Annotated in this window: 28 protein-coding genes; 20 read left to right on the forward strand and 8 right to left on the reverse strand. The window is 70.2% G+C overall.

Annotated features, from left to right (window positions below):
- The first annotated feature begins 64 nt into the window (after positions 1 to 64).
- The 17 genes from rbfA to J2850_RS15235 all read left to right on the forward strand — a co-directional run bounded on the left by rbfA (position 65) and on the right by J2850_RS15235 (position 14,631).
- Positions 65 to 670: a 30S ribosome-binding factor RbfA gene (gene rbfA / locus J2850_RS15155; protein WP_209983066.1), complete on the forward strand. Its 606-nt coding sequence runs from the start codon at positions 65 to 67 to the stop codon at positions 668 to 670.
- On the forward strand, positions 660 to 1,598 hold the full coding sequence (gene truB / locus J2850_RS15160; protein WP_209983068.1) for a tRNA pseudouridine(55) synthase TruB: 939 nt from the start codon (positions 660 to 662) through the stop codon (positions 1,596 to 1,598). The genes rbfA and truB overlap by 11 nt, the downstream gene beginning before the upstream one ends.
- A 16-nt stretch (positions 1,599 to 1,614) precedes the next feature.
- Complete coding sequence (gene rpsO, locus J2850_RS15165) at positions 1,615 to 1,884, forward strand: 30S ribosomal protein S15 (RefSeq protein WP_209983071.1); 270 nt, start codon at positions 1,615 to 1,617, stop codon at positions 1,882 to 1,884.
- A gap of 363 nt (positions 1,885 to 2,247) precedes the next feature.
- A complete protein-coding gene (gene pnp / locus J2850_RS15170) occupies positions 2,248 to 4,359 on the forward strand; it encodes a polyribonucleotide nucleotidyltransferase (protein ID WP_209983073.1) in 2,112 nt (703 codons plus the stop codon).
- Between the two features lie 226 nt (positions 4,360 to 4,585).
- On the forward strand, positions 4,586 to 5,320 hold the full coding sequence (locus J2850_RS15175) for a helix-turn-helix transcriptional regulator (protein WP_209983075.1): 735 nt from the start codon (positions 4,586 to 4,588) through the stop codon (positions 5,318 to 5,320).
- Between the two features lie 109 nt (positions 5,321 to 5,429).
- Positions 5,430 to 5,867: a VOC family protein gene (locus J2850_RS15180; RefSeq protein ID WP_209983077.1), complete on the forward strand. Its 438-nt coding sequence runs from the start codon at positions 5,430 to 5,432 to the stop codon at positions 5,865 to 5,867.
- Positions 5,864 to 6,367, forward strand: coding sequence for an EVE domain-containing protein (locus J2850_RS15185; RefSeq protein WP_307354425.1), 504 nt, complete (start codon positions 5,864 to 5,866; stop codon positions 6,365 to 6,367). The genes J2850_RS15180 and J2850_RS15185 overlap by 4 nt, the downstream gene beginning before the upstream one ends.
- A gap of 259 nt (positions 6,368 to 6,626) precedes the next feature.
- Positions 6,627 to 7,358 (forward strand): heme ABC transporter permease, encoded by a 732-nt coding sequence (locus tag J2850_RS15190; RefSeq protein WP_209983079.1) that lies wholly within the window; start codon positions 6,627 to 6,629, stop codon positions 7,356 to 7,358.
- A 5-nt stretch (positions 7,359 to 7,363) separates the two neighbouring features.
- Positions 7,364 to 7,594 (forward strand): heme exporter protein CcmD, encoded by a 231-nt coding sequence (gene ccmD / locus J2850_RS15195; protein ID WP_209983081.1) that lies wholly within the window; start codon positions 7,364 to 7,366, stop codon positions 7,592 to 7,594.
- Positions 7,594 to 8,058, forward strand: coding sequence for a cytochrome c maturation protein CcmE (gene ccmE / locus J2850_RS15200; RefSeq protein ID WP_209983082.1), 465 nt, complete (start codon positions 7,594 to 7,596; stop codon positions 8,056 to 8,058). Before ccmD ends, ccmE begins: the two co-directional genes overlap by 1 nt.
- A 7-nt stretch (positions 8,059 to 8,065) precedes the next feature.
- Positions 8,066 to 10,060 (forward strand): heme lyase CcmF/NrfE family subunit, encoded by a 1,995-nt coding sequence (locus tag J2850_RS15205; protein ID WP_209983083.1) that lies wholly within the window; start codon positions 8,066 to 8,068, stop codon positions 10,058 to 10,060.
- Positions 10,061 to 10,087: 27 nt separating this feature from the next.
- Complete coding sequence (locus J2850_RS15210; RefSeq protein WP_209983085.1) at positions 10,088 to 10,627, forward strand: DsbE family thiol:disulfide interchange protein; 540 nt, start codon at positions 10,088 to 10,090, stop codon at positions 10,625 to 10,627.
- 50 nt (positions 10,628 to 10,677) lie between these two features.
- Complete coding sequence (locus J2850_RS15215; protein WP_209983318.1) at positions 10,678 to 11,145, forward strand: cytochrome c-type biogenesis protein; 468 nt, start codon at positions 10,678 to 10,680, stop codon at positions 11,143 to 11,145.
- Positions 11,145 to 12,587, forward strand: coding sequence for a c-type cytochrome biogenesis protein CcmI (gene ccmI, locus J2850_RS15220; protein ID WP_209983087.1), 1,443 nt, complete (start codon positions 11,145 to 11,147; stop codon positions 12,585 to 12,587). The genes J2850_RS15215 and ccmI overlap by 1 nt, the downstream gene beginning before the upstream one ends.
- Positions 12,588 to 12,683: 96 nt before the next feature.
- Positions 12,684 to 13,505, forward strand: a complete 822-nt coding sequence (locus J2850_RS15225) for a shikimate 5-dehydrogenase (protein ID WP_209983089.1) — start codon at positions 12,684 to 12,686, stop codon at positions 13,503 to 13,505.
- A gap of 127 nt (positions 13,506 to 13,632) precedes the next feature.
- Complete coding sequence (locus J2850_RS15230) at positions 13,633 to 14,208, forward strand: Smr/MutS family protein (protein WP_209983091.1); 576 nt, start codon at positions 13,633 to 13,635, stop codon at positions 14,206 to 14,208.
- Positions 14,209 to 14,232: 24 nt separating this feature from the next.
- Positions 14,233 to 14,631: a helix-turn-helix domain-containing protein gene (locus J2850_RS15235; RefSeq protein WP_209983092.1), complete on the forward strand. Its 399-nt coding sequence runs from the start codon at positions 14,233 to 14,235 to the stop codon at positions 14,629 to 14,631.
- A 132-nt stretch (positions 14,632 to 14,763) separates the two neighbouring features.
- Here J2850_RS15235 and J2850_RS15240 read toward each other — a convergent pair whose 3' ends face one another.
- The 7 genes from J2850_RS15240 to hisB form a co-directional block, all read right to left on the reverse strand.
- Positions 14,764 to 15,132 (reverse strand): histidine triad nucleotide-binding protein, encoded by a 369-nt coding sequence (locus J2850_RS15240; RefSeq protein ID WP_209983095.1) that lies wholly within the window; start codon positions 15,130 to 15,132, stop codon positions 14,764 to 14,766.
- An 11-nt stretch (positions 15,133 to 15,143) separates the two neighbouring features.
- A complete protein-coding gene (locus J2850_RS15245; RefSeq protein WP_246513104.1) occupies positions 15,144 to 15,548 on the reverse strand; it encodes a phosphoribosyl-ATP diphosphatase in 405 nt (134 codons plus the stop codon).
- Positions 15,541 to 16,329, reverse strand: coding sequence for an imidazole glycerol phosphate synthase subunit HisF (gene hisF, locus J2850_RS15250; protein WP_209983097.1), 789 nt, complete (start codon positions 16,327 to 16,329; stop codon positions 15,541 to 15,543). The genes J2850_RS15245 and hisF overlap by 8 nt, the downstream gene beginning before the upstream one ends.
- Complete coding sequence (gene hisA / locus J2850_RS15255) at positions 16,329 to 17,075, reverse strand: 1-(5-phosphoribosyl)-5-[(5-phosphoribosylamino)methylideneamino]imidazole-4-carboxamide isomerase (RefSeq protein WP_209983099.1); 747 nt, start codon at positions 17,073 to 17,075, stop codon at positions 16,329 to 16,331. Before hisA ends, hisF begins: the two co-directional genes overlap by 1 nt.
- A gap of 13 nt (positions 17,076 to 17,088) precedes the next feature.
- Positions 17,089 to 17,634 (reverse strand): GNAT family N-acetyltransferase, encoded by a 546-nt coding sequence (locus J2850_RS15260; protein ID WP_209983101.1) that lies wholly within the window; start codon positions 17,632 to 17,634, stop codon positions 17,089 to 17,091.
- A 3-nt stretch (positions 17,635 to 17,637) separates the two neighbouring features.
- On the reverse strand, positions 17,638 to 18,282 hold the full coding sequence (hisH, locus tag J2850_RS15265; protein ID WP_209983103.1) for an imidazole glycerol phosphate synthase subunit HisH: 645 nt from the start codon (positions 18,280 to 18,282) through the stop codon (positions 17,638 to 17,640).
- A gap of 103 nt (positions 18,283 to 18,385) precedes the next feature.
- Positions 18,386 to 19,009, reverse strand: coding sequence for an imidazoleglycerol-phosphate dehydratase HisB (gene hisB, locus J2850_RS15270; protein ID WP_209983105.1), 624 nt, complete (start codon positions 19,007 to 19,009; stop codon positions 18,386 to 18,388).
- Between the two features lie 134 nt (positions 19,010 to 19,143).
- On the opposite strand from hisB, the gene J2850_RS15275 reads away from it, so the two are divergent.
- The 3 genes from J2850_RS15275 to hslU all read left to right on the forward strand — a co-directional run bounded on the left by J2850_RS15275 (position 19,144) and on the right by hslU (position 22,816).
- Entirely contained in the window at positions 19,144 to 20,763 is a 1,620-nt protein-coding gene (locus J2850_RS15275; RefSeq protein ID WP_209983107.1) for a serine protease, read from the forward strand.
- 98 nt (positions 20,764 to 20,861) lie between these two features.
- Positions 20,862 to 21,425, forward strand: a complete 564-nt coding sequence (gene hslV, locus J2850_RS15280; protein ID WP_209983108.1) for an ATP-dependent protease subunit HslV — start codon at positions 20,862 to 20,864, stop codon at positions 21,423 to 21,425.
- 5 nt (positions 21,426 to 21,430) lie between these two features.
- Positions 21,431 to 22,816 carry an ATP-dependent protease ATPase subunit HslU gene (gene hslU, locus J2850_RS15285; protein WP_246513105.1) on the forward strand — a complete coding sequence of 462 codons (1,386 nt, stop codon included), beginning with the start codon at positions 21,431 to 21,433 and terminating at the stop codon, positions 22,814 to 22,816.
- A gap of 186 nt (positions 22,817 to 23,002) precedes the next feature.
- On the opposite strand, the gene mltA is transcribed toward hslU, so the two are convergent.
- Entirely contained in the window at positions 23,003 to 24,205 is a 1,203-nt protein-coding gene (gene mltA / locus J2850_RS15290) for a murein transglycosylase A (protein ID WP_209983110.1), read from the reverse strand.
- Between the last annotated feature and the right edge of the window lie 10 nt (positions 24,206 to 24,215).

Raw genomic sequence — 24,215 nt, forward strand, 5'->3', positions numbered from 1 at the left:
TGTGTGTGATCGGCCGGAGAGCTGAAGCGGCCCGGCCCAGTGACATCGACGAAAGACACGTACCATGGCCAGCAAGAAGCGCGGCGCGTTCATCGCCGGCAAGCCCCCGTCCCAACGGCAACTGCGCGTCGGCGAGGAGTTGCGCCACGCGCTTGCCGACCTGTTCCGCCGCGGGGACTTCCACGATCCGGAGCTGGCCTCGCTGAACGTCACGGTCACCGAGGTGCGGATCAGCCCCGACCTGTCCAATGCCACCGTCTTCTATTCGACGCTGGGCGGCGAGCGGATGGAGGAGGCGCAGGTCGCGCTGAAGCGGGCCGCCGCCTTCCTGCGCGGGCAGGTGGCGCGCATGGTCAACCTGCGCCATGCCCCGACCCTGACCTTCGAGGGCGACACCTCCTTCGACTACGCCCACCGCATCGACAGCATCCTGCACAGCCCGGAGGTCGCCCGCGACCTGAGCGGGCACCCGCTGGGCCGCGTCAATGGCGACGACGACCATGACGAGGACGATGCCTGGGACGAGGACGACGACGGCGAGGAGGACGGCGAGGAGGACGGCGAGGAGGACGCCGACATGGATGGTGACGAGGACGGTGACCTCGACGACGACGCCGTGCCCGACGACGGGGATGAGGACGGGAACCGGGGCCACCGTCGTGGCTCGTAAGCGCAAGGGCACGCCGATCCACGGCTGGGTCGTGCTGGACAAGCCGGAAGGGGTGACCTCCACCCAGGCGCTGTCGAGGGTGCGCCGCCTGCTGAACGCCGAGAAGGCCGGCCATGGCGGCACGCTCGACCCGCTGGCGACCGGAATCCTGCCGATCGCGCTGGGCGAGGCGACCAAGACGGTGTCCTACGCGATGGACGGGTCGAAGACCTACCGCTTCTCCGTCCGCTGGGGCGAGCGCACCAGCACCGACGACCGCGAGGGCGAGGTGATCGACCGCTCCGACCTGCGGCCGTCCACCGAGGCGATCCGCGCCGCCCTGCCCGCCTTCCTCGGCGAGATCGACCAGGTTCCGCCGCAGTTCTGCGCGATCAAGGTCGGGGGCGAACGCGCCTATGACATCGCCCGCGAAGGCGACGCGGTGGATCTGGCGGCCCGCACCGTGCGCATCGACCGCTTTGAGCTGGTCGAGCAGCCCGACGCCGACCATGCGGTCTTCGAGGTCGACTGCGGCAAGGGCACCTATGTCCGGTCGCTGGCCCGCGACCTCGCCGAGGCGCTGGGAACGGTCGGCCATGTGGCGCTGCTGCGGCGCCTGCGCGTCGGCTCCTTCACGCTCGACCGCGCGATTTCCCTGGACGAACTTGCCGCCATGGAGCAAGGTGCGGCGGTCGAACGACTTCTGCTGCCGATAGAGACCGCGCTGGACGACATCCCGGCGCTGGCCCTGACGGAAGCGGAAGCGCACCGACTGAGACATGGCCAGACGGTGGCTCTCCTCACCCGGCAGGACCGTGACCGCCTGATGGCGGTCCAGGGACCTGACGGCGGGGATCGCACCGTCATTGCGCTTTTCGGCGGAACGCCGGTGGCGCTTGCCCGTGTCGAGGGGGCGGAGGTCCGTCCGGTGCGCGTCCTCAACCTTTGAATATCAGGAGACCCCGATGTCGATTACGCCCGAGCGCAAGCAGGAGCTGATCAAGGAATTTTCCCGTGGCACCAACGACACCGGTTCGCCCGAGGTCCAGGTGTCGATCCTGACGGAGCGCATCAGCAACCTGACGGAACACCTGAAGGGCCACAAGAAGGACTTCCACTCCCGCCGTGGCCTGCTGGTGATGGTCGGCCAGCGTCGTCGCCTTCTTGACTATCTCAAGAAGAAGGACAACAGCCGCTATGCCGCGCTCATCGAGCGCCTGGGCCTGCGCCGCTGATCGGCATTTGCCGATGAGCGTGCCGTTCCGGTGACGGAACCGAAGCCCCGGCCGGCGATCCGGCCGGGGCTTCGGCTCCCGGCACGATCGCCGGCACCATCCGGCTTCCTCACCTGTCTGTTTCGGAAAATCTCATTGGTTACTGGCAATAGAAACTCGATCTCGAGCGTTTCGTGACGGACAGGCCGGCCCGGTCATTCGGGGACCGGCCTTTTTTGCATCCGCCGCGCCTCTATCTTGCTTCGTTTACTGCTGTTGTCGAAGACCACATCAAACCCAGTCTCGCGGGGTTCTACGACCGATGACCCCGGCCTTGGACGGCAATCCGGCCGAACCAGGGTGTCGGATGGAAGGAAAGACTCAATGTTCACTGTTCATCGCAAAGAAATCGAATGGGGCGGGCGCAAGCTGGTCCTGGAGACGGGCAAGATCGCCCGTCAGGCGAATGGCGCGGTCCTGGTCACCTATGGTGACACCACCGTCCTGTGCACCGCCGTCGCTGCCAAGGCGCCGAAGCCGGGCATCGATTTCTTCCCGCTGACCGTCAACTACCAGGAAAAGGCTTTCGCGGCCGGCAAGATTCCCGGCGGTTTCTTCAAGCGCGAAGGCCGTCCGACCGAGAAGGAAACGCTGGTCAGCCGCCTGATCGACCGTCCGATCCGTCCGCTGTTCGCCGATGGCTTCCGCAACGAGACGCAGGTCATCTGCACCGTCCTGAGCCATGACCTGGAAAACGATCCGGACATCGTCTCGATGGTGGGCGCGTCGGCCGCGCTGACCATTTCCGGCATCCCCTTCCTGGGTCCGATCGGCGCCGCCCGCGTCGGCTACCGGAACGGCGAGTATGTGCTGAACCCGCTGATGGACGAGATCGACGACAGCGACCTCGACCTGGTCGTCGCCGGCACGACCGAGGGCGTGCTGATGGTCGAGTCCGAGGCCAAGGAGCTGACCGAGGAGGTCATGCTCGGCGCCGTCATGTTCGGCCACAAGAACTTCCAGCCGGTGATCGAGATGATCATCGACCTGGCCGAGGAAGCCGCGAAGGAGCCGTGGGATCTGCCGGAGCCGGCCTATGACCGTGCCGGCCTGAAGGCCCGCCTCCGCGCGACCGTCGGTCCGGACGTCGAGGCCGCCTACACCGAGACGGTCAAGCAGGTCCGCTACGAGAAGGTCGGCGCCGCCAAGGCGAAGGCGCTCGAGACGCTGGCCGAGGAATTCGACGCCCAGTCGATCGGCTTCGAGTTCAAGGAGCTTGAGGCCGACATCCTGCGCGGCGCCGTCCTGAAGACCGGCCGCCGCATCGACGGCCGCGACACCAAGACCGTGCGCCCGATCGTGTCGGAAGTCGGCGTGCTGCCGCGCGCCCACGGCTCGGCCCTGTTCACCCGCGGCGAAACCCAGGCGCTGGTCGTCACCACGCTCGGCACCAGCCAGGACGAGCAGATCATCGACGCGCTTGAAGGCGAGTACCGCGAGCACTTCATGCTGCACTACAACTTCCCCCCGTATTCGGTGGGTGAAGCCGGCCGCATGGGCAGCCCGGGCCGCCGCGAGATCGGCCACGGCAAGCTGGCGTGGCGCGCCATCCACCCGCTGCTGCCGAAGAAGGAAGACTTCCCCTACACGCTGCGCGTGGTGTCGGAAGTCACGGAGTCCAACGGCTCCTCCTCGATGGCCACCGTCTGCGGCACCTCGCTGTCGCTGATGGACGCCGGCGCGCCGCTGGCCCGTCCGGTCGCCGGCATCGCCATGGGCCTGATCAAGGAAGACAGCGGCTTCGCCGTCCTGTCCGACATCCTCGGCGATGAGGACCATCTGGGCGACATGGACTTCAAGGTGGCCGGCACCGAGGTCGGCGTCACCGCGCTGCAGATGGACATCAAGATCACCTCGATCACCGAGGAGATCATGAAGATCGCGCTGGGCCAGGCCAAGGACGGCCGCCTGCACATCCTGGGCGAGATGTCGAAGGCGCTGACCGGCGCCCGCGAAGGCGTCAACGAGAACGCCCCGCGCATCACCGTGATCAACATCCCGAAGGAGAAGATCCGCGACGTGATCGGCTCCGGCGGCAAGGTGATCCGCGAGATCGTCGAGCAGACCGGCGCCAAGATCGACATCGAGGACGACGGCACCGTCAAGGTGTCGGCGGTCGACCAGAAGAAGTCGGATGCCGCCATCGAGTGGATCAAGGGCATCGTCGCCGAGCCGGAGATGAACGTCGTCTACACCGGCAAGGTGGTGAAGGTCGTCGATTTCGGCGCCTTCGTGAACTTCCTGGGCTCGCGCGACGGCCTCGTCCACATCTCCGAGCTGGCGCAGCAGCGCGTCGGCAAGGTGTCGGACGTCGTGTCGCAAGGTGATCAGGTGAAGGTCAAGGTCATCGGCTTCGACGACCGCGGCAAGGTCAAGCTGTCGATGAAGCAGGTCGACCAGGCCACCGGCGAGGACCTGACCAAGAAGGCGGAGTGATCTGCCGGAACCGGCGGCGGGACGGGCTTCGGCCCTTCCCCCGCCGGGGTCGGGAAAAAGGCGTCTTCCCCCTGGGGAAGGCGCCTTTTTCTTTTGGGCGGGTGCGGTCGGCATGAGGCGGCAGCCCGCCCCGCGCTCCCCGATCCGAGATGACCACCGATCGGCATCCATACCTTCAAGCCCCATGCTATGAAGGCCGTTCTCAACAACGATCCTCCCCAACCCGATGTCGCGCGCCGAACGTCTTCTCGATCTGATGCAGGTCCTGCGGCGCCATCGCCAGCCGGTCAGCGGCAAGTCGCTTGCGGACGGGCTGGGGGTCAGCCTGCGCACGCTCTACCGCGACATCGCCACGCTGCAGGCGCAGGGCGCGATGATCGAGGGGGAACCGGGGGTCGGCTACCTGCTGCGCGCCGGTTTCCTGCTGCCGCCGCTGATGTTCACGGAGGAGGAGGTGGAGGCGCTGGTGCTGGGATCGCGCTGGGTGGTGGAGCGGGGCGACAGCCGGCTGGGCGGTGCGGCGCGCGACGCGCTCGCCAAGATCGCCGCGGTGCTGCCGCCCGACAAGCGGGAAGGGCTGGACGGCTCCACCCTTCTGGTCGGACCGGGTGCCCCCATCGCCGCAGGCGATAGAACGCCCATCGTCGGAAGCGATGCGAAGGGGGCCGCCGGGGATGCGGAACTGGCGACCATCCGCAGCGCCATCCGCAGCGAGCGCAAGCTGGAGATCGCCTATCGCGACCGCGACGGATCGGAAAGCCGGCGCATCGTCTGGCCCTTCGCGCTGGGCTTCTTCGACCGGGTGCGGGTGGTGGTGGCATGGTGCGAGCTGCGCCAGTCCTTCCGGCATTTCCGCACCGACCGCATCCTCGCCCTGACCGCGAGCGACAGCCGCTATCCCCGCCGCCGCCAGGCGATGCTGAAGGAATGGCGCACGGCCGAGGGCATCCCGCAGCGCTGACGGCATGCTGACGGAAACTGTCAGCATGAGGGCCTAGCCTTGGCTGTGCCGGTGAGGGCGGCGAACGGATCGACCGCCCCACCCTTCCCCGTCAAGACCGGAGCCCGCCATGACCGCCGCCAGCGCCGCCACTGCCGCCCTCGCCCTCAATTTCGTCCTGCTCCATGTCGACAGCCCGGCCGCCAGCGCCGCCTTCTATGCCGGCCTGCTTGGACGGCAGCCGGTGGAGGAGTCGCCGACCTTCGCCCTGTTCAAGGCCGGCGACGGGCTGATGCTCGGCCTGTGGTCGCGGCACACGGTCGAACCGGCGGCGACCGCGCCCGGCGGCAGCGAGATCGCCTTCAGCGTCGCCGACGAGGCGGCGGTGCGCAACCTTCACGCCGACTGGAGCGCCCGCGGCCTGGCCATCCTGCAGCCGCCGACCAGGATGGATTTCGGTCATACCTTCGTTGCACAGGACCCCGACGGCCATCGCCTCCGGGTGTTCGCCCCCAGCCAGGACGAAGCCCAGCCGGAACAGGTGCGCCCGGAAGAGGTGCGGTCGTGAGCGGCGGCAACCATGCCGGCGCCGGGTCCGCGGACCTGGCGGGGGGTCGGGAGGCGGCCCGGACGAAAACCTGGATCGCGGTCGCCGGCGCCGAGCATGTCCGGCTCGGCCGGGCCGGCGGCTTCATGCAGGTCTGCCATGGCAAGGCGGCCCCGTTGCGGCGGATCCGGCCGGGCGACCGGGTCGTCTACTACTCCCCGACCGACGGATTCGGCGCGGCGGACGGGCTGAAGTCCTTCACCGCCATCGGCACCGTCCTGGCGGGCGAGCCCTACCAGGCCGTGATGGCCGGCGGCTTCGTCCCCTTCCGGCGCGACGTGTCCTGGTGGCCGGCCGAGGAGGCCCCGGTCCGGCCGCTGCTCGACCGGCTGGAACTGACCGCGGGAGTGCGGAACTGGGGGTATCGCTTCCGGTTCGGCATCCTGCCCGTCACCCCTGGCGATTTCGACCTGATCGCCGGGGCGATGCGGGCGGCCCCGCCGACCGCGACGGCGGCCTGATCCCGATAAAGTCACCGGCGGGCGGGCCAGCGGACGGCGCGGCAGGCGGGGATGAAAAGCCCCGCTCCCGGCGTCGAGAGGACGGCGGGAGACGGCGACAGGCACGTGTCGGGCCGCCTGATACCTTGGTGTAAGAGTACGAATGAATGGCGAGGCTCCATGACCGAGATCAAGGCGAAAGCCCTCGCAGTCCGCCATACATGAGCCTATATCGTCCGCAAGCCTGACCAAGGTCATCCAGAACCGGGGCCATCGTTCTATGCACCGCTTCGCCAATCCCGCCCGCTTTTTGCGCCTCTCGGCCGCGCTGCTGCCCTGGTGCGCCGGAGCGACCGTGATCCTGATGATTCTCGGGCTATGGCTCAGCCTGTTCGGCTCGCCGCCCGACTACCAGCAGGGCGAAACGGTGCGGATCATGTACATCCACGTCCCCGCCGCCTGGATGAGCCTGTTCGTCTACACCAACATGGCCGTCGCCGCCGCGGTGGGGCTGGTGTGGAAGCACCCGCTCGCCGACCTGTTCGCCAAGGCCGCGGCACCGATCGGCGCCGGCTTCACCTTCGTGTGCCTGGTGACCGGGTCGCTGTGGGGCGCGCCGATGTGGGGGACCTGGTGGGTGTGGGACGCCCGGCTGACCAGCGTGCTGATCCTGTTCTTCCTCTATCTCGGCTACATGGCCCTGGTGAACGCCTTCGACGATCCGCAGCGCGGCATGAAGGCCGGGAACGTCCTTCTGCTGGTCGGCATCGTCAATGTGCCGATCATCAAGTTCTCGGTCGACTGGTGGAACACGCTGCACCAGCCGGCCAGCGTGATGCGGATGGGCGGACCATCCATCGATCCCAGCATGCTGGCGCCGCTGCTGGCGATGGCAGGCGCCTTCACCGCCTATTTCCTGTCGGTCGTCTTCCTGCGGCTGCGCACGGAGATCAATCAGCGCAAGATCCAGACGCTGCGGCTGTCGGCCGCCGCCGACGGGACGCGGGGGTAAGGACGATGAGCGAGTTTTTCCACATGGGCGGCTACGCCGCCTACGTCTGGCCGGCCTATGGCATCGCCGCCATCGTCCTGCTGGGGCTGCTGGCCGCCACCTGGAAGGGATTGCGCGACGCCGAGGCGACGCTGAAGGCGCTGGAAAGCGCCCATCCCGGACGCCGCCGCGCACGGGCGGCCGGCCAGCGGCCGTCCGACAAGAGCGCCGGGACCCCGGCGGAAGCGAGCGAGTGATGACCCGAAAGAAACGCCGCCTCACCATGCTGGGCCTCGCCCTTCTCGGGCTGGGCACGGCGACCGCCCTGGCGCTGACCGCCTTCCAGGACAACATCGTCTTCTTCTACAGCCCGAGCCAGCTCCAGACGCAGCAGGTGGGCGACCGCAACTTCCGCCTGGGCGGCCTGGTCGAGGAAGGCAGCGTGCACAAGCAGCCGGACGGCGTCACCACCGCCTTCCGCGTCACCGACACGGCGCACACCGTCGACGTCAGCTACCGCGGGCAGCTTCCCGACCTGTTCCGCGAGGGCCAGGGCGTGGTGGCCGAGGGCAGGATGGCCAACGGCGTCTTCGTCGCGCGCGAGGTCCTGGCCAAGCACGACGAGAAATACATGCCTCCGGAGGTGTCGGAGGCGCTGAAGCAGGCCGGCGTCTACAAGAACCCCGCCGAGTCCGAGACGAAGACCGCGAAGAAGGAGTAGCGGGACCGTGATCCCCGAACTCGGCCATTATGCCCTGGTGCTGGCATTGTTCGTCGCGCTGGTGCAGTCGGTGCCGCCGCTGATCGGCGCCGCCACCCGCAACGCCGCCTGGATGAACGTGGCGGTCCCCGCCGCCCTCGCCCAGATGATGCTGGTGCTGATCGCCTACGGCGCGCTGACCTGGGCCCATGTGGTGTCCGACTTCAGCGTCCTGAACGTGGTCCAGAACAGCCACTCGCTGAAGCCGATGCTCTACAAGGTCTCCGGCGTCTGGGGCAACCACGAGGGCTCGATGATGCTGTGGATCGTCATGCTGACGATCTTCGGCGCCGCCGTGGCCCTGTTCGGGCGCAACCTGCCGCCGACGCTGAAGGCGCGGGTGCTGGCGGTCCAGGGGCTGATCGGGGTCGGTTTCCTGCTGTTCATCCTGATCACCTCGAACCCCTTCATCCGCGTGATGCCGGCGCCGCTCGACGGCAACGACCTGAACCCGCTGCTGCAGGATCCGGGGCTGGCCTTCCATCCGCCCTTCCTCTATGCCGGCTATGTCGGCTTCTCGATGGCCTTCTCCTTCGCCGTCGCGGCGCTGATCGAGGGCCGGGTCGATCCCGCCTGGGCGCGCTGGGTGCGTCCCTGGACGCTCGCCGCCTGGTCGACCCTGACCATGGGCATCGCCATGGGATCCTGGTGGGCCTACTACGAACTCGGCTGGGGCGGCTGGTGGTACTGGGACCCGGTGGAGAACGCCAGCTTCATGCCCTGGCTGGCCGGCACCGCCCTCCTGCACTCCGCCATCGTGGTGGAGAAGCGCGACGCGCTGAAGAGCTGGACCATCCTGCTGGCGATCGTCACCTTCTCGCTGTCGCTGATGGGCACCTTCCTGGTGCGCTCGGGCATCCTGACCTCGGTCCATGCCTTCGCGGTCGATCCCAAGCGCGGCGTCTTCATCCTGGTGCTGCTGGCGATCGCCACCGGCGGCTCGCTGCTGCTCTACAGCCTGCGGGCACCGACGCTGAAGGCCGGCGGCCTGTTCGCGCCGATCAGCCGCGAGGGCGCGCTGGTGCTGAACAACCTGCTGCTGTCGACCGCGACGGCGACGGTGTTCATCGGCACCCTCTACCCGCTGTTCCTCGACATCATGAAGCTGGGCAAGGTGTCGGTCGGCGCCCCCTTCTTCAACGCCACCTTCGTGCCGGTCGCCATCCCGATGGTGGTCGCCATGGTGGTCGGCCCCTTCCTGTCCTGGAAGCGGGCGGATCTGGGCTCGGCGCTGACCCGGCTGTGGGCGGCCGGCGTCGCCGTGGTGGTCGCCGTCGCCGTCACCGCCTACGTCAAGGCCGGCGGCGGGCCGCTGCTGGCCCTGGTCGGGGTGGCGCTCGCCGCCTGGGCCTTCGTCGGCTCGCTGGCGGAGTTCGCCGAGCGCATCGGCCTGTTCCGCACCTCGTTCCGGAACAGTTGGAACCGGGCGGTGCACCTGCCGCGCAGCGCCTGGGGCATGACCATCGCCCATGCCTGCCTCGGCCTGTCGATCCTCGGCATGACCGGCACCTCGGCCTGGCAGACGGAGTCGATCACCGCGATGAAGCCGGGCGACCGTGCCGAGGTCGCGGGCTACGAGTTCCGCTTCGACAGCGTCGGCTTGGTGACCGGCCCCAACTTCCAGGCCGAGCGCGGCGTCTTCACCGTCACCCGCGACGGCAAGCCGGTCGCGACGCTGGAGCCGGAGCGGCGCAGCTACAGCACCACCCGCATGACCACTACGGAATCGGCGATCCACACCACCGTCTTCTCCGACCTCTACGTGGCGCTGGGCGACCCGACGCAGAACGGCACCGCCTGGATCGTCCGCATCTACCACCACCCGCTGGTGCCGTGGATCTGGATCGGCGGCGTCGGGATGATGCTGGGCGGGCTGGTCAGCCTGACCGACCGCCGCTTCCGCATCGGCGCGCCGGAGCGCCGCCGCGCCGCCGGCAAGACCGCCCCGCTGCCCGCCGAGTGAGCGGCGGGAACAAGGACGAACACGACCATGCGCCGTCTTCTCTATCTGCTGCCCTTCCTGCTGTTCATCGGCGTGGGCGTCGCCTTCTACCTGGGATTCGAGCGTGATCCGCGCGACATCCCGTCGGCCCTGATCGACAAGCCGGCACCGGTCTTCGAGCTGCCGCCGATCGAGGGCCTGCCGGCCAGCGCCGGCCTGTCCTCGGCCAGGCTGACCGGCGACGTGACGCTGGTGAACGTCTTCGCCTCCTGGTGCATCCCCTGCAAGGCGGAGCATCCGGTCATCACCCGGCTCTCGCGCGAGAAGGGGGTGACGGTCTTCGGCATCAACTACAAGGACAAGCCGGAGGACGCGCGGACCTGGCTGTCGCGCAACGGCGACCCCTATGCCGCCATCGGCGCCGACCAGGACGGCCGGGTGTCGATCGACTGGGGCGTCTACGGCGTGCCGGAAAGCTACCTGATCGACCGCCAGGGCCGGATCCGCTTCAAGCATGTCGGCCCGCTGACGCCCGAGGTGATCGACCAGCAGATCCTTCCCATGGTCAAGCATCTGAGGCAGGGCTGATGACGCGCGTCCTTTCCGGCGGCCTCCGCAGAGGTGTCCTGGGCGGCGCCATGGGCGTTGTGCTGGGCGGCATCCTGGCCCTGTCCGCCGCCTCCCCCGCCCTGTCGGTCCAGCCGGACGAGGTGCTGGCGGATCCGGGCCTGGAGCATCGTGCGCGCGCCATCAGCCAGGAGCTGCGCTGCCTGGTCTGCCAGAACCAGTCGATCGACGACAGCAACGCCCCGCTCGCCCGCGACCTGCGCCTGCTGGTGCGCGACCGGCTGAAGGCCGGCGACAGCGACGAGAAGGTGATGGAGTTCGTCACCGACCGCTATGGCGACTACGTGCTGCTGCGCCCGCCCTTCAAGGCGACGACGCTGGTGCTGTGGCTCGGCCCCTTCGCCGTCCTGGCGCTCGGCGCCGTCGGCACCTTCCTGTTCCTGCGCGGGCGGCGCGGCGCGGCCGCCACCGCCGACACCGCTCCCCTGAGCGCGGATGAGCAGCGGCGGCTCGATGCCCTGCTGCGGAAAGACGACTGATGCTGTTCTGGATCCTCGCCGCCGTCATGACCGCGGCCGTGCTGCTGCTGATCGTCCCGCCGCTGCTGCGGCAGGCCGGATCCGCCTCCGGGCCGGACGTGCCGGGCCGCGACGATTTCGACCGCGAAGTCTACCGCGACCAGTTGGACGAGCTGGAGCGCGACCGTGCCCGCGGCCTGATCAACGATGCGCAGGCCGGTGCCGCCAGGGCGGAGATCGCGCGGCGCATGCTGGCGACCGCCGAGAAGCGCGACGGCGCGGACGGCGCCAAGGCGGCGCCCGCCGGCGCCGGCCACCGCAGCGCCAGGCTGCTGGCCGTGCTGCTGGCCCTGCTGGTGCCGGTCGGGGCACTCGCGGTCTATGGGACGATGGGCCGTCCCGGCCTGCCGGCCCAGCCGCTCGCCTCGCGCAACCTGGAACAGGAGCGCGGCGGGCCGCCCAAAAGCGTGCTGGCCGCCATCGAGAAGCTGAAGGCGCAGCTCGCCGAGACTCCGAACGACCTCCAGGGCTGGACCATCCTGGGCCAGGCCTACGTCAAGATGGGCCGCAACGCCGATGCCGCCGACGCCCTGCGCCATGCCGTCGCCCTGAACGGGGACGATCCGGAACTGCAGGGCCTGTTCGGCGAGACCCTGGTGTCCGCCGGCGACGGCATGGTGCCGGAGGAGGCGGCCCGCGCCTTCGACGCGGTGCTGGCCAAGGACCCGAAGGACGCGCGCGCCCGCTTCTTCGCCGCCCTCGCCCGCTTCCAGGCCGGCGACAAGCAGGAGGCGCTGGACCGCTGGCGCGCGCTGATGACGGACTCGCCGGCCGACGCGCCCTGGGTCCCGGTGCTGCGCGACCAGATCCGCGAGGCCGCGGTCGCCCTCAATCTCGATCCCGCCGCGGTGACGCCGCAGCCGCTGCCGGCCGAACGCAAGGACGCCGCACCAGCCGGACCGATGGCCCAGGGGGATGGGCAGGGAACCGGCCAGGGGAGCGGCCAGAGCCAGGACGAGATGATCCGCGGCATGGTCGACGGCCTGGCCGCCCGGCTGGCCTCCGACCCCTCCGACATCGACGGCTGGCTGAAGCTGGCGCGTTCCTACGGCGTGCTGGGCGAGACGGGCAAGGCGCTGGAGGCCGCCGGCAAGGCGCGCGACCGGGCGCCGGACCGCGCCGACGTGCAGGTCGTCTACGCCAACGCCGTCCTGCAGGGCCAGCCGCGCAGCGAGACGCCCAAGCCCTTCCCCGCGGAGGCGACGACCGCCCTGCAGCAGGCGCTGAAGGCCGACCCGGACAACCGCGACGCCCTGTGGCTGCTCGGCCTCAACGCGATGATCGCCGGGCAGAGGCAGGAGGCCGTCGCCCATTGGGACCGGCTGATCACCCAGTTCAAGCCCGACGAGCCGGAATACGGTCTGCTGAAGGGGCGCCTGGACGCGTTGAAGGCGGGAGGCTGATCGGGTCCCGACCGGGGCACCTCATCGGGGCTTCCCGCCGGAGGCGGGCGGCCGCTATCCTCGCCGCCCCCATGGACGGCCGAAGGAGAGCCCCCGTTGCCCAACAGGATCAATAAGGACACCCGGCTGTGCATCTCGCTGTCGGGCCGTCCCAGCAACATCGGCACGCGTTTCCACAACCACCTCTACGAGGCGCTCGGCCTGGACTACGTCTACAAGGCGTTCACCACGGACGACCTGCCGGGTGCCATCACCGGCATCCGGGCGCTCGGCATCCGCGGCTGCGGCGTCTCGATGCCGTTCAAGGAAGCCTGCATCCCCTTCCTCGACGAGCTTGATCCCTCCGCCGCCGGGCTGCAGTCGGTCAACACGATCGTCAACGACGGTGGCCGGCTGCGCGGTTACAACACCGACTACAGCGCGGTGCGCGCGCTCCTGGACAGCCACGCCGTTCCGCGCTCCCTGCCCTTCGCGCTGCGCGGCAGCGGCGGCATGGCGCGGGCGGTGCTGTGCGCGATCCGCGACGCCGGCTTCGCCGACGGCAGGGTGGTCGCCCGCAACGAGCGGACCGGGCGCCGGCTGGCCGAGGAGTACGGCCTGCCCTGGCAGCCGGACACCGCCGGCATCCCCGCCGGATCGCTGCTGGTCAACGTCACGCCGCTGGGCATGGCCGGCGGACTCGATGCCGACACGCTGTCGTTCGAACCGGCGCTGGTCGAGGCCGCCGCGCATGTGTTCGACGTCGTCGCCATGCCGGCCGAGACGCCGCTGATCCGTGCCGCCCGTGCCGCCGGCAAGCCGGTGATCACCGGTGCCGCGGTCATCGCGCTGCAGGCCCTGGAACAGTTCGTGCTCTATACCGGGGTGCGGCCGAGCGACGAGCAGGTCGCCGCGGCGGCGGCCCATTCCCGGGCATGAGCCGCGATTCCCGCCGGCGGTGCCCTTTTTCTTCGCCGGGCGGCGACACACATTGACCACAGGCGTGCCGTCGGGCTTTATCCGGCGGCATCGCCCCGATTTCCGCCCCGCAGAAGGTTCCGCGCCGATGACCCGCAGACGACTGCCGACGCCCGACGAGCGGCGCCTGTGGCGGCTCGCCATGCGCGACGCCGAGCCGTTGCCCGGCCGGGCGCTGGAGGCGGAGCCGGAGCCGGCCGCCCGCATGGCCGAGCTGGTGGAGGAGCCGGTGGCGACCAGCCTCGCCCCGCCGCCGTCGGCCAGGCGACCGTCTTCCCCACTGCCGCGCAGCCAGCCGGATCCGGCCCCGCTGACCCCCGGATCCACCGCCAACATCGACCGCCGGACCGGCGACCGCTTCCGCCGCGGCGAGCTGGAGATCGACGGCCGCATCGACCTGCACGGCATGACCCAGGCGCAGGCCCACCACGCGCTCGCGGGCTTCGTCCACCGGGCGTGGAACGAGGGGCGGCGCTGCGTGCTGGTCATCACCGGCAAGGGCAGCTTCGGCGGCCTCGGCGTGCTGCGGCAGGCGACCCCCCGCTGGCTGGCGGATCCGGCCCTGCGGCCGATGGTGCTGGCGATCCAGCCGGCCCGCCCCAAGGACGGCGGCGACGGCGCGCTCTATGTCTTGATCAAACGGCGGCGCGACCGTAAGGACTGAGTCCAACCTCAGGGACCTTTTCCGATGACCCCGTTCGGCGCACGGGTCCGGTCGCTGCGCGACGCCAAGGGCGTGACGCTGAAGCAGATGGCGACCGACCTGTCGATCTCGTCCGCCTACCTGTCGGCGCTGGAACACGGCAAGCGCGGCCAGCCGTCGCCGCAGCTCGTCCGGCAGATCTGCGCCTATTTCGGCATCATCTGGGACGAGGCGGAGGAGCTGGAGCGGCTGGCGGATCTGTCCCACCCGCGCGTCACGGTCGACACCTCCGGCCTCAGCGCCCGGGCGACCGAACTGGCGAACCGTCTGTCGGAGCGCATCGGCGACCTGGACGAGGACGGGATCGCCGCCATCCTGGCGATCCTGGACACGGTCCCGCCGCCGAAGGGCGGACGGCGGCGGACGGCGGGACGGCGGCGGTAGGCGGGACACCGCTGCCCCCTCCCTAACCCTCCCCCGCCTTTGGCGGTGGAGGGGACTGCCGCCGCTTCGCAGAAGGCCCCCTCTCCCGCGAAGCGGGGGAGGGTCGGGGAGGGGGAAAAGACCGGGCGCGCCTTACGCCTTGCCGATCATCCGGCCGAGGTCGCGGCCGGCGAAGATGTGGATGTGCAGGTGGGGCACTTCCTGGTGGGCCGCCTCGCCGCAGTTGGACAGGGTGCGGTAGCCGGGTCCGTCGGCGCCGACCATGCGGGCGACCTCGCCGACCGCCCGGAACAGGCCGGCGATCTCGGCGTCCGACGCGCGGGCGGTGAAGTCGTCCAGGTCGACATAGGCGCCCTTCGGGATCACCAGCACATGGATCGGCGTCTGGGGTTCGATGTCGTGGAAGGCGAGCGCGTGATCGGTCTCGTACACCCGCTTGCACGGGATCTCGCCGCGCAGGATGCGGGCGAACACGTTGCTGTCGTCGTAGCTCTTGGCCATCGCGTGCGTCCTCAGTTGGGGTCCCGCTTGCGGGACTTCTTCTCGTCGATGCCGCTGGTGCCCTCGCGCTGGGCGAGCTTGGCCCAAACTTCGGCCGGATCCAGCCCGGCATCGGCCCACAGCACCATCAGGTGATAGAGCAGGTCGGCGGATTCCGACGCGAGCGCCGCCTTGTCGCCGCGCACCGCCTCAAGGATCGCCTCCACCGCCTCCTCGCCGACCTTCTGGGCGATCTTGGCGGTGCCGCGGCTGTAGAGCTTGGCGGTGTAGGAGCTTTCCGGATCCGCCCCCTTGCGCGACTGGACGGTGGCGAACAGCCGGTCCAGCACCTCGGCGGACGGGACGGCCGCGCTCCTGTCGGCAGCTTTCTCGGCGGCCTTCTCTGCCGCCTTCTCTGCCGCCTTCTTGTCACCCATGGACGATCTCCGCCGGCTGGCCGGCCGGGCGCACCGGGATGCCGCCGGCGGCGAGCGCCGCCTTGGCCTGGCCGATGGTGTAGGTGCCGAAGTGGAAGATCGAGGCGGCGAGCACCGCGGTGGCGTGCCCCTCGCGGATGCCGTCCACCAGATGGTCGAGCGTGCCGACGCCGCCGGAGGCGATCACCGGGATGCGCAGGCTGTCGGCGACGGTGCGCGTCAGTTCCAGGTCGAAGCCGCTCTTGGTGCCGTCGCGGTCCATCGAGGTCAGCAGGATTTCCCCCGCCCCCAGCGATTCCATCCGCCTGGCCCACTCCACCGCGTCGATGCCGGTGGCGTTGCGGCCGCCATGGGTGAAGACCTCCCACCTGCCGGGAGCCACCTTCTTGGCGTCGATGGCGACGACGATGCACTGGGCGCCGAACTTCTCGGCGCCCTCGCGCACGAAGTCCGGGCGGTGGATCGCCGCGGTGTTGATCGACACCTTGTCGGCGCCGGCCAGCAACAGCTTGCGGATGTCGTCGACGGTGCGGACGCCGCCGCCGACGGTCAGCGGCATGAACACCTGCTCGGCGGTGCGGCGCACCACGTCGAAGATGGTGTCGCGGTTCTCGTGGCTGGCGGTGATGTCGAGGAAGGTCAGCTCGTCGGCGCCTTCGCGGTCGTAGACGCGGGCCTGCTCCACCGGATCGCCGGCGTCCACCAGGTCGACGAAGTTGACCCCCTTCACCACCCGGCCGTCCTTGACGTCCAGGCAGGGGATGACGCGCATCTTCAGCATCAGTCGGCGTCCTCGACGGCAGGAGCGGAAAGCAGGGCCAGCGCCTCCTCGGGGTCGATGCGGCCGTCATAGAGCGCCCGGCCGCAGATCACGCCCTCGATGCCGGTGTCCTCCTCGGCCTTCAGCGCCTTCAGGTCGTCGATGGAGGAGACGCCGCCGGACGCGATCACCGGGGTGGTCAGGTGGAAGGCGAGGTCGGAGGTCGATTCCACGTTCACGCCGCCCATGGCGCCGTCGCGGTTGATGTCGGTGTAGATGATGGCGGCGACGCCGCAGTCCTCGAACTTCAGCGCCAGGTCCAGCGCCTTGATGTCGGAGGTCTCGGCCCAGCCGGCCACCGCGACGTAGCCTTCGCGCGCATCGATGCCCACCGCGATCCGGCCGGGGAACTCCCGGCAGGCCGCCTTCACCAGCTCCGGCTCGCGCAGCGCCACCGTGCCCAGGATGACGCGGCTGATGCCCTTCTCCAGCCACATGGCGATGGTCTTCAGGTCGCGGATGCCGCCGCCGAGCTGCACCGGGATGGTCACCGACCGCAGGATGCTTTCCACCGCAGCGCCGTTCACCGGCTTGCCTTCGAAGGCGCCGTTGAGGTCGACCAGGTGGAGCCATTCGAAGCCCTGGCCCTGGAACAGCCGGGCCTGCTCGCCGGGATCGGTGTTGAAGACCGTGGCCTGGCTCATCTCGCCGCGCAGCAGGCGGACGCAGGCACCGTCCTTGAGGTCGATGGCGGGATAGATGATCATCGCGGGCGTCGTCCTATGGCGTGGCTGGCTGTTGCGGAGCGGGCTGAAGGTCTTTGCAGTAGAAATGTCCGGCAAGCGGCTGGCCCTGCACCAGCGCGTAGAAGGGATGGGTGCCCCAGCGCCTGAAGCCGAGCGACTCGTACAGCGCGATGGCGGCCTCCTGCGTCGCCCGGACGTCGAGGTTCAGCACCCGGAAGCCGGCGTCGCGCGCCGCGTCCACCACCGCGAGCGTCAGGCGCCGCGCCAGGCCGTGACCGCGCGCCCAGGGGGCGACGAAGCTGGTGGTGAGCTGGGCCGAGTGGGCCTGCGCCTCGTTGTTGCGCGGCGGCTTGACGAGCTGGGCGGATCCGGCCACCACGCCGTCGAGGCGGGCGATGAACATGATGCGTTCCGGCACCACCAGCACGCCCTTCCAGTAGCGCTCCATCACGTCGCGCGGCGGCGGCTCGACCCAGCCGAAGCCACCGCCGGCGCGGATGGCGTCGTCGGCCGCGTCGCACAGGTCGTGCAGGTCGGCGGTCTTCAGCGTCTCGACCTTCTCGATGGCGATCTCGGCCATCGCTCAGGCCTTCCAGCGCAGGAAGTTGGCGATCAGCGCCAGGCCGGTCGCCTGGCTCTTCTCCGGATGGAACTGGGTGCCGACCAGATTGTCGCGCCCGACCACCGCGGCGAAGGGTCCGCCGTAATCGGCCGAGGCGATCAGCGCCGCCGGATCCGCCAGCCGGAACTGGTAGGAATGGACGAAATAGGCGTGCGCGCCCTGCGGCAGCCCGGCCAGCACCGGGTGCGGGCGGCGGACGTCCAGTTCGTTCCAGCCCATGTGCGGGATCTTCAGGGCCGGATCCGCCGGCTCGAGCTTCACCACCTCGCCGCCGATCCAGCCCAGCCCCTCGGTGACGCCGTATTCGCGCCCGCGCTCCGCCATCAGCTGCATGCCGACGCAGATGCCGAGGAAGGGCCGGCCGCGCCGGTGCACCACCTCCTCCAGCGCGTCGAGCATGCCGGGAACGTCGGACAGGCCGCGCTTGCAGTCGGCGAAGGCGCCGACGCCGGGAAGCACCACGCGGTCGGCCCGCCGGACGGCGTCGGCATCGGAGGTGACGAGGACGGAGAAGGAGGATCCGGCCTCACCGGCGGCCCGCTCGATCGCCTTGGCGGCGGAGCGCAGGTTGCCGGAGCCGTAATCGATCAGCGCGACCGTTTCCATGGACGTGACAAACCTTCGAGAAAGAACGGCTCTTCGAGAAGAACGACCCGCGGGGCGCGGCGGGCGGGCGGCGGCGGATGGCAGCGGGTGGCGGAGCCGGCCGTCAGAGCGATCCGCCCAGCGTGCCCTTGGTGGAGGGAACGGCGTCGCGCTTGCGCGGGTCGATTTCCACCCCGGCGCGCAGCGCGCGGGCAAGCGCCTTGTAGCAGCTTTCCACGACGTGGTGGTTGTTCTCGCCATACAGGGTCTCGACGTGGAGCGTCACGCCGGCCGCCATGGCGAAGGCCTGGAACCACTCGCGGAACAGCTCGGTGTCGAAGTCGCCGATCTTGTCGCGGGTGAAGGCGACCTTCCAGATCAGGTAGGGCCGGTTGGAGAAGTCCAGCGCCACGCGGGTCAGCGTCTCGTCCATCGGGACATAGGAATGGCCGTAGCGCTGGATGCCCTTGCGGTCGCCCAGCGCCTTCGCCACCGCCATGCCGATGGCGATGCCGGTGTCCTCGGTGGTGTGGTGCTGGTCGATGTGCAGGTCGCCGTCGGCCACGACGGTGAGGTCCATCAGGCTGTGGCGCGACAGCTGCTCCAGCATGTGATCGAGAAACCCGATCCCCGTCTTGACGTCGTAGACGCCGCTGCCGTCAAGATTCACCGCGACCCGGATCCGGGTCTCCGTGGTGTTCCGCTCGATCGAGGCGCGGCGGCCGCCGTTGGTGGGGGTCTGGTCCATGCCGGTTTTGTAGCAGGAAGCACGCGCACGCGCCAGCGCGCGGCATGAGCGGCGGCCGCTTGTCGATTCCGACGATTGTCGTACAGGGATGTGCAGGGTAGAATGTTTTGCAACCATTGACTGCATAGCCCGATATGAAGACCGACCTGCGCTTTTCCGCCGCGCCGGCGCTCGTCCTGGTCGCCCTGCTGCCTGCCGCGCTGTTGCCGGCCGCCTGCGCCGACATGCCGCCTCCCCCGCCGGCAAGGACGGCGCCGCCCGTCGCCACCGGCAGCACCGTGCCGTTCCGCTTCGGCGAGCTGACCACCGGGTCGATGCGCCGGGGGATGCAGATCGGGCGCTATGTCTGGGGATTCGATTGCGCCCCGCCCTATGACGACGTCCACTGGACCAGCGGCGTCAACATGCGGCGCGGCTCGACCTTTGAGGAACGCTTCAGCGAGGTGATGACCGCCGCCGGCTTCGACGTGGTCGGCCGGCCCGGCGGTCCCGACAGCCCGGACGGCAACCGCAGCCGCGCCCGCTACACCGTGCTGGGCGACCTGCGCGACGTGCAGCTGGAACTGTGCCACCGCACCAACTGGCTGACCGGCGGCGACAAGGGGTCGTCGGGCATCGGCAGCGTCAAGGTCGAGTGGACGGTCTATGACGCGCGCGGCGGCGGGATGGTCCACCGCGCGGTCACCAGCGGCGCGGTGCAGCAGGACCGGGGCGTACCGCAGGGCGATACCCTGCTGGTCGAAGAGGCCTTCGCCGCGGCGGCCGAGTCCTTCGCCGCCGATCCCGGCTTCCGCGCCCTGCTGTCCGGTGCATCGCCGCCAATATCGCCACCGGCATCGCCACCGGCATCGTCGTCGACATCGCCGCGGCTGCCCATGGCGGAGCCGGCGCCGGTTCAGGCATCGATGCCGGCACCGATGCCGATACCGGTGCAGGCGGGGGCCGGATCCGCCCCGGTGGCGCTGTTGCCGGCCGCCTCGCCGCCGGCCGCCGGCCCCGGCGCGGGCCGCCTGCTGCTGAACGCCGGCGGCGCGGCCGTCCGGGTTTCGTCGGCGCGGCTGCGCGTCGGCGACGGCTATGGGCTGGTGGTCGGCGACACCCTGGTCGAGGGCGAGAGCCAGGCGGTGGTGCTGGCACAGGTCCCGGGATCCGACCCGACCGTCGCCGTGCGGCCGGCGCGCGGCGTCGAACTGACGGGCCGGGTGGTCGGCCGCGACGCCGCCAGCGGCTTCGCCCTGCTGCGGGTGCCGGCGCGGCTTCCCGCCCTGCCGCTGCGCCTGTCGGCGTTGCGGGTGAGCGAGCCGGTGCTGGCGGCTCCGCGCGCTGGAGGGCGCGGGATTGCCGGCATCGTCGGCGGGATCACCGGTGACGATGTGGGCGGTGACGATGTGGGCAACCACGGTCCGGGCGGTGGCGCCGGCCGGGTGCCCCCGGATCCGGCCCGGATCCGGGCGGATCTGGGCACTGCCGCCCTGTTCGCCGCCACGACCGAGGCGGGAGATCCGCTGCTGGACGCAAGCGGTGCCCTGGCCGGGGTGGCGCCGCCGCCCGGCCGCTCCGCCGGGGCCCGGGCGGCCGTTCCGGAAGGGCTGGTCGACTTCCTGCCGATCGGTCCGCTGCTGGACCGGCTGGGGGCGGATCCGGTGGGGAGCGGGGCGCGCCGTGCCGCACCCGCCGGCCGCGGGCTGGTGGAGGAGGAGCCGGACGGCGGGCCGGGCGGGACGCTTGACGGCGACGGTGCCCCTCCCACATAGACCGGATGCCCGGCCGCAACGATCCGGTGACGACGGCCTCGCGGGCGGTGCGCCCGCTGCGGTGCGGGCGGCTTTCCCATTACCGACGTGGTTTCCGCATGACCTACCCAGCGTCCAATCCCCATGATCCCATCCAGTGGCACGGCACCACCATCCTGTCGGTGCGCAAGAACGGTCAGGTGGTGATCGCCGGCGACGGGCAGGTCTCTGTCGGCCCGACGGTGATGAAGGCCAACGCGCGCAAGGTCCGCTGGCTGGCCGGCGGCACGGTCATGGCCGGCTTCGCCGGGGCAACGGCCGACGCGATGACCTTGTTCGAACGGCTCGAAGGCAAGCTGGAGCAGTATCCCGGCCAGTTGACCCGCGCCTGCGTCGAGATGGCCAAGGACTGGCGCACCGACCGCTACCTGCGCCGGCTGGAAGCGATGATGGCGGTCGCCGACAAGACCGTCAGCCTGGTGCTGACCGGGAACGGCGACGTGCTGGAGCCCGAGGACGGGTTGATCGGCATCGGCTCCGGCGGCTCTTACGCCCTGTCGGCGGCGCGCGCGCTGATCGACATCGACGGGATGGATGCGGAGGCGGTGGCGCGCAAGGCGATGAGGATCGCCGCCGGCATCTGCGTCTACACCAACGAGAACGTCACCCTGGAAAAGCTGTGAGCGCCATGACCACCCAGACCGGTTCCGCTTCCGCCAGCCCCGCCCCCGGCAAGCCGGGGTCCGCCGACGCCTCCACCGACACGGCCTCCTTCAGCCCGCGCGAGATCGTGTCGGAACTGGACCGCTACATCGTCGGGCAGAACGACGCCAAGCGCGCCGTCGCCATCGCGCTGCGCAACCGCTGGCGCCGCCAGCAGCTTCCCGAGGGCCTGCGCGAAGAGGTCCTGCCGAAGAACATCCTGATGATCGGCCCCACCGGCGTCGGCAAGACCGAGATCGCGCGCCGTCTCGCCAAGCTGGCCCAGGCGCCCTTCCTGAAGGTCGAGGCCACCAAGTTCACCGAGGTCGGCTATGTCGGCCGCGACGTCGAGCAGATCGTCCGAGATCTGGTCGAGGCCGCCATCGGCATGACCCGCGAGCGCCTGCGCAAGGAGGTCGCCGCCAAGGCCGAGCTGCGGGCGGAGGAGCGCGTGCTCGACGCGCTGTGCGGCGACACCGCCAGTGCCGAGACCCGGGCGAAATTCCGCAAGATGCTGCGCGAGGGCACGCTGAACGACAAGGAGATCGAGCTGCAGGTCGCCGACACCGGCACCGCCGGCATGCCGACCTTCGACATCCCCGGCATGCCCGGCGCCCAGATGGGCATGATGAACCTGAACGAGATGTTCGGGAAGATGATGGGCGGCCGCACCAAGACCCGGCGCATGACGGTGGCGGAAAGCCATCAGGTGCTGATGGCCGAGGAGTCGGACAAGCTGCTGGACCAGGAGAAGGTCGTGGCGGAGGCCATCCGCGCGGTCGAGCAGAACGGCATCGTCTTCCTGGACGAGATCGACAAGATCTCCGCCCGTTCGGACGCCCGCGGCGCCGACGTCAGCCGCGAGGGCGTGCAGCGCGACCTGCTGCCGCTGATCGAGGGAACCACGGTGTCGACCAAGCACGGGCCGGTGAAGACCGACCACGTCCTGTTCATCGCGTCGGGCGCCTTCCACATCGCCAAGCCGTCGGACCTGCTGCCGGAGCTGCAGGGCCGCCTGCCGATCCGCGTCGAGCTGAAGGCGCTGAGCCAGGACGATTTCAGGCGCATCCTGACGGAGCCGGAGGCCAGCCTGATCCGCCAGTACAAGGCGCTGATGAAGACCGAGGAGGTCGAACTGGTGTTCAGCGAGGACGCCATCGACGAGCTGGCGCGCCTGGCCGCCGAGATCAACGGCTCGGTCGAGAACATCGGCGCCCGGCGCCTTCACACCGTTCTGGAACGGCTGCTGGAGGAGATCAGCTTCGCCGCCAGCGACCGCGCCGGCGAGACCATCACCATCGACGCCGCCCTGGTGCGCGAGCGGGTCGGCGGCCTGGCGAAGAACGCCGACCTGTCGAAGTTCATCCTGTAAGGGATGCGCTTGCCCACTCCCCGACCTTCCCCCGCTGTCGGACCGGCCTTCGGTCGGCCGAAAGCGGGAGAGGGGAACGGATTCCCTCCACCGCCAAGCGCGGGGGAGGGTCAGGGAGGGGGCGAGCGCAGACTGCGCTGCTTCACGTGAAACATTCCCCTGCCCTGCCGCGTCCGGTGCCGGCCCCTACCCCGCCGCGGCCACCTTCACCGTCTTCGGCAGCAGCAGCACGTAGCTCCCGCGGCTCTTCATGACGCCGGCCCGCCGCTCCGCCTCCCCGCCATGCCCCCAGAAGACGTCGCCGCGCACCGGTCCGCGGATGGCGCCGCCGGTGTCCTGCGCCACCAGCAGCCGGCGCAGGCGCTGCGAGGCGTCAAGCGGGTCCTCGGCATCCAGCCAGACCGGCACCCCGTAGGGCATGAACTTGGAGTCCACCGCGAGGCTGCGGCCGGGGGTCAGCGCCACGCCCTGGGCGCCGTTCGGACCGTCGCCCTCCAGGCGTTGGAAGAAGACGTAGGACGGGTTGCTGTTCATCAGCGCCGCCGCCTGGTCGGGATGGGCCAGCAGCCAGTCGCGGATGGTCTGGAGCGACACCTCCTCCCGCTTCAGTTCGCCGCGGTCGATCAGCTCCTTGCCGATGGCGACGTATTTGTGGCCGTTCTGCGCGGCATAGCCGACGCGCATCTCGTCGCCGCCGGCCAGCCGGATCCGCCCCGACCCCTGGATTTGCAGGAAGAAGGCGCCGACCGGGTCCTTGACCCAGACCAGTTCCAGCCCCTTGCCCTTCAGCGCGCCGCCGACGATGGCGGCGCGGTCCTCGTAGGGCTTCAACCGGCCGCCGACCACCCGGCCGGCGGTCCGCTCGCCCTTCCAGCGGTCGGCGAACTCGCCGAGGTCGACCATCACCAGATCCGGCGGCCGCTGGTAGAGCGGCACCGGATAGGCCGGATCCGGCCGGACGCTGCCCTCCAGCTCGGCCTCGTAATAGCCGGTGAACAGGCCCTCGCGCTTGCCGTTGTTGCCGGCGGCATAGGGGGTGAAGTTCGCCTCGAAGAAGGCGCGGGCCGCGGCATCGTCGCCCGGTGCCAGGGCGGCAAGACCGGCGCAGGGCGCCTGCCAGTCGGCGACGGTGCCGCCGACACCGCCGGGGCCGACCGGGCGGCCGGGCGGCTGGGTGCCGAACCGGGCGCAGGACTTGGCGAGCGCAGGCACCGCCCCGGCCACCGCATCGGTGCTCCATCCCGGCAGGTCGCCGAAGGACACCGGGGCCAGGGTCAGCGCGTCGGGAAGCGCCGGCGCCTCCTCCTTGCGCGCACAGGCCGAAAACAGCAGCGCCACCGCCCCGAGAAGGGCGGTGGCGCGGAAATCGAAACGCCGGAACCGCATCATCGCAACCGCG

The organism is Azospirillum picis (assembly GCF_017876115.1).
GTDB classification, from domain to species: Bacteria; Pseudomonadota; Alphaproteobacteria; order Azospirillales; family Azospirillaceae; genus Azospirillum; species Azospirillum picis.

What these genes read in the sequence shown, in the direction of transcription:
- rbfA (WP_209983066.1), top strand. Translation starts at nt 65, where the DNA reads ATGGCCAGCAAGAAGCGCGGCGCGTTCATCGCCGGCAAGCCCCCGTCC.
- rpsO (WP_209983071.1), top strand. Translation starts at nt 1,615, where the DNA reads ATGTCGATTACGCCCGAGCGCAAGCAGGAGCTGATCAAGGAATTTTCC.
- pnp (WP_209983073.1), top strand. Translation starts at nt 2,248, where the DNA reads ATGTTCACTGTTCATCGCAAAGAAATCGAATGGGGCGGGCGCAAGCTG.
- J2850_RS15175 (WP_209983075.1), top strand. Translation starts at nt 4,586, where the DNA reads ATGTCGCGCGCCGAACGTCTTCTCGATCTGATGCAGGTCCTGCGGCGC.
- J2850_RS15180 (WP_209983077.1), top strand. Translation starts at nt 5,430, where the DNA reads ATGACCGCCGCCAGCGCCGCCACTGCCGCCCTCGCCCTCAATTTCGTC.
- J2850_RS15190 (WP_209983079.1), top strand. Translation starts at nt 6,627, where the DNA reads ATGCACCGCTTCGCCAATCCCGCCCGCTTTTTGCGCCTCTCGGCCGCG.
- ccmD (WP_209983081.1), top strand. Translation starts at nt 7,364, where the DNA reads ATGAGCGAGTTTTTCCACATGGGCGGCTACGCCGCCTACGTCTGGCCG.
- ccmE (WP_209983082.1), top strand. Translation starts at nt 7,594, where the DNA reads ATGACCCGAAAGAAACGCCGCCTCACCATGCTGGGCCTCGCCCTTCTC.
- J2850_RS15210 (WP_209983085.1), top strand. Translation starts at nt 10,088, where the DNA reads ATGCGCCGTCTTCTCTATCTGCTGCCCTTCCTGCTGTTCATCGGCGTG.
- J2850_RS15215 (WP_209983318.1), top strand. Translation starts at nt 10,678, where the DNA reads ATGGGCGTTGTGCTGGGCGGCATCCTGGCCCTGTCCGCCGCCTCCCCC.
- ccmI (WP_209983087.1), top strand. Translation starts at nt 11,145, where the DNA reads ATGCTGTTCTGGATCCTCGCCGCCGTCATGACCGCGGCCGTGCTGCTG.
- J2850_RS15230 (WP_209983091.1), top strand. Translation starts at nt 13,633, where the DNA reads ATGACCCGCAGACGACTGCCGACGCCCGACGAGCGGCGCCTGTGGCGG.
- J2850_RS15235 (WP_209983092.1), top strand. Translation starts at nt 14,233, where the DNA reads ATGACCCCGTTCGGCGCACGGGTCCGGTCGCTGCGCGACGCCAAGGGC.
- J2850_RS15240 (WP_209983095.1), bottom strand. Translation starts at nt 15,132, where the DNA reads ATGGCCAAGAGCTACGACGACAGCAACGTGTTCGCCCGCATCCTGCGC.
- J2850_RS15245 (WP_246513104.1), bottom strand. Translation starts at nt 15,548, where the DNA reads ATGGGTGACAAGAAGGCGGCAGAGAAGGCGGCAGAGAAGGCCGCCGAG.
- hisF (WP_209983097.1), bottom strand. Translation starts at nt 16,329, where the DNA reads ATGCTGAAGATGCGCGTCATCCCCTGCCTGGACGTCAAGGACGGCCGG.
- hisA (WP_209983099.1), bottom strand. Translation starts at nt 17,075, where the DNA reads ATGATCATCTATCCCGCCATCGACCTCAAGGACGGTGCCTGCGTCCGC.
- J2850_RS15260 (WP_209983101.1), bottom strand. Translation starts at nt 17,634, where the DNA reads ATGGCCGAGATCGCCATCGAGAAGGTCGAGACGCTGAAGACCGCCGAC.
- hisH (WP_209983103.1), bottom strand. Translation starts at nt 18,282, where the DNA reads ATGGAAACGGTCGCGCTGATCGATTACGGCTCCGGCAACCTGCGCTCC.
- hisB (WP_209983105.1), bottom strand. Translation starts at nt 19,009, where the DNA reads ATGGACCAGACCCCCACCAACGGCGGCCGCCGCGCCTCGATCGAGCGG.
- J2850_RS15275 (WP_209983107.1), top strand. Translation starts at nt 19,144, where the DNA reads ATGAAGACCGACCTGCGCTTTTCCGCCGCGCCGGCGCTCGTCCTGGTC.
- hslV (WP_209983108.1), top strand. Translation starts at nt 20,862, where the DNA reads ATGACCTACCCAGCGTCCAATCCCCATGATCCCATCCAGTGGCACGGC.
- hslU (WP_246513105.1), top strand. Translation starts at nt 21,431, where the DNA reads ATGACCACCCAGACCGGTTCCGCTTCCGCCAGCCCCGCCCCCGGCAAG.
- mltA (WP_209983110.1), bottom strand. Translation starts at nt 24,205, where the DNA reads ATGATGCGGTTCCGGCGTTTCGATTTCCGCGCCACCGCCCTTCTCGGG.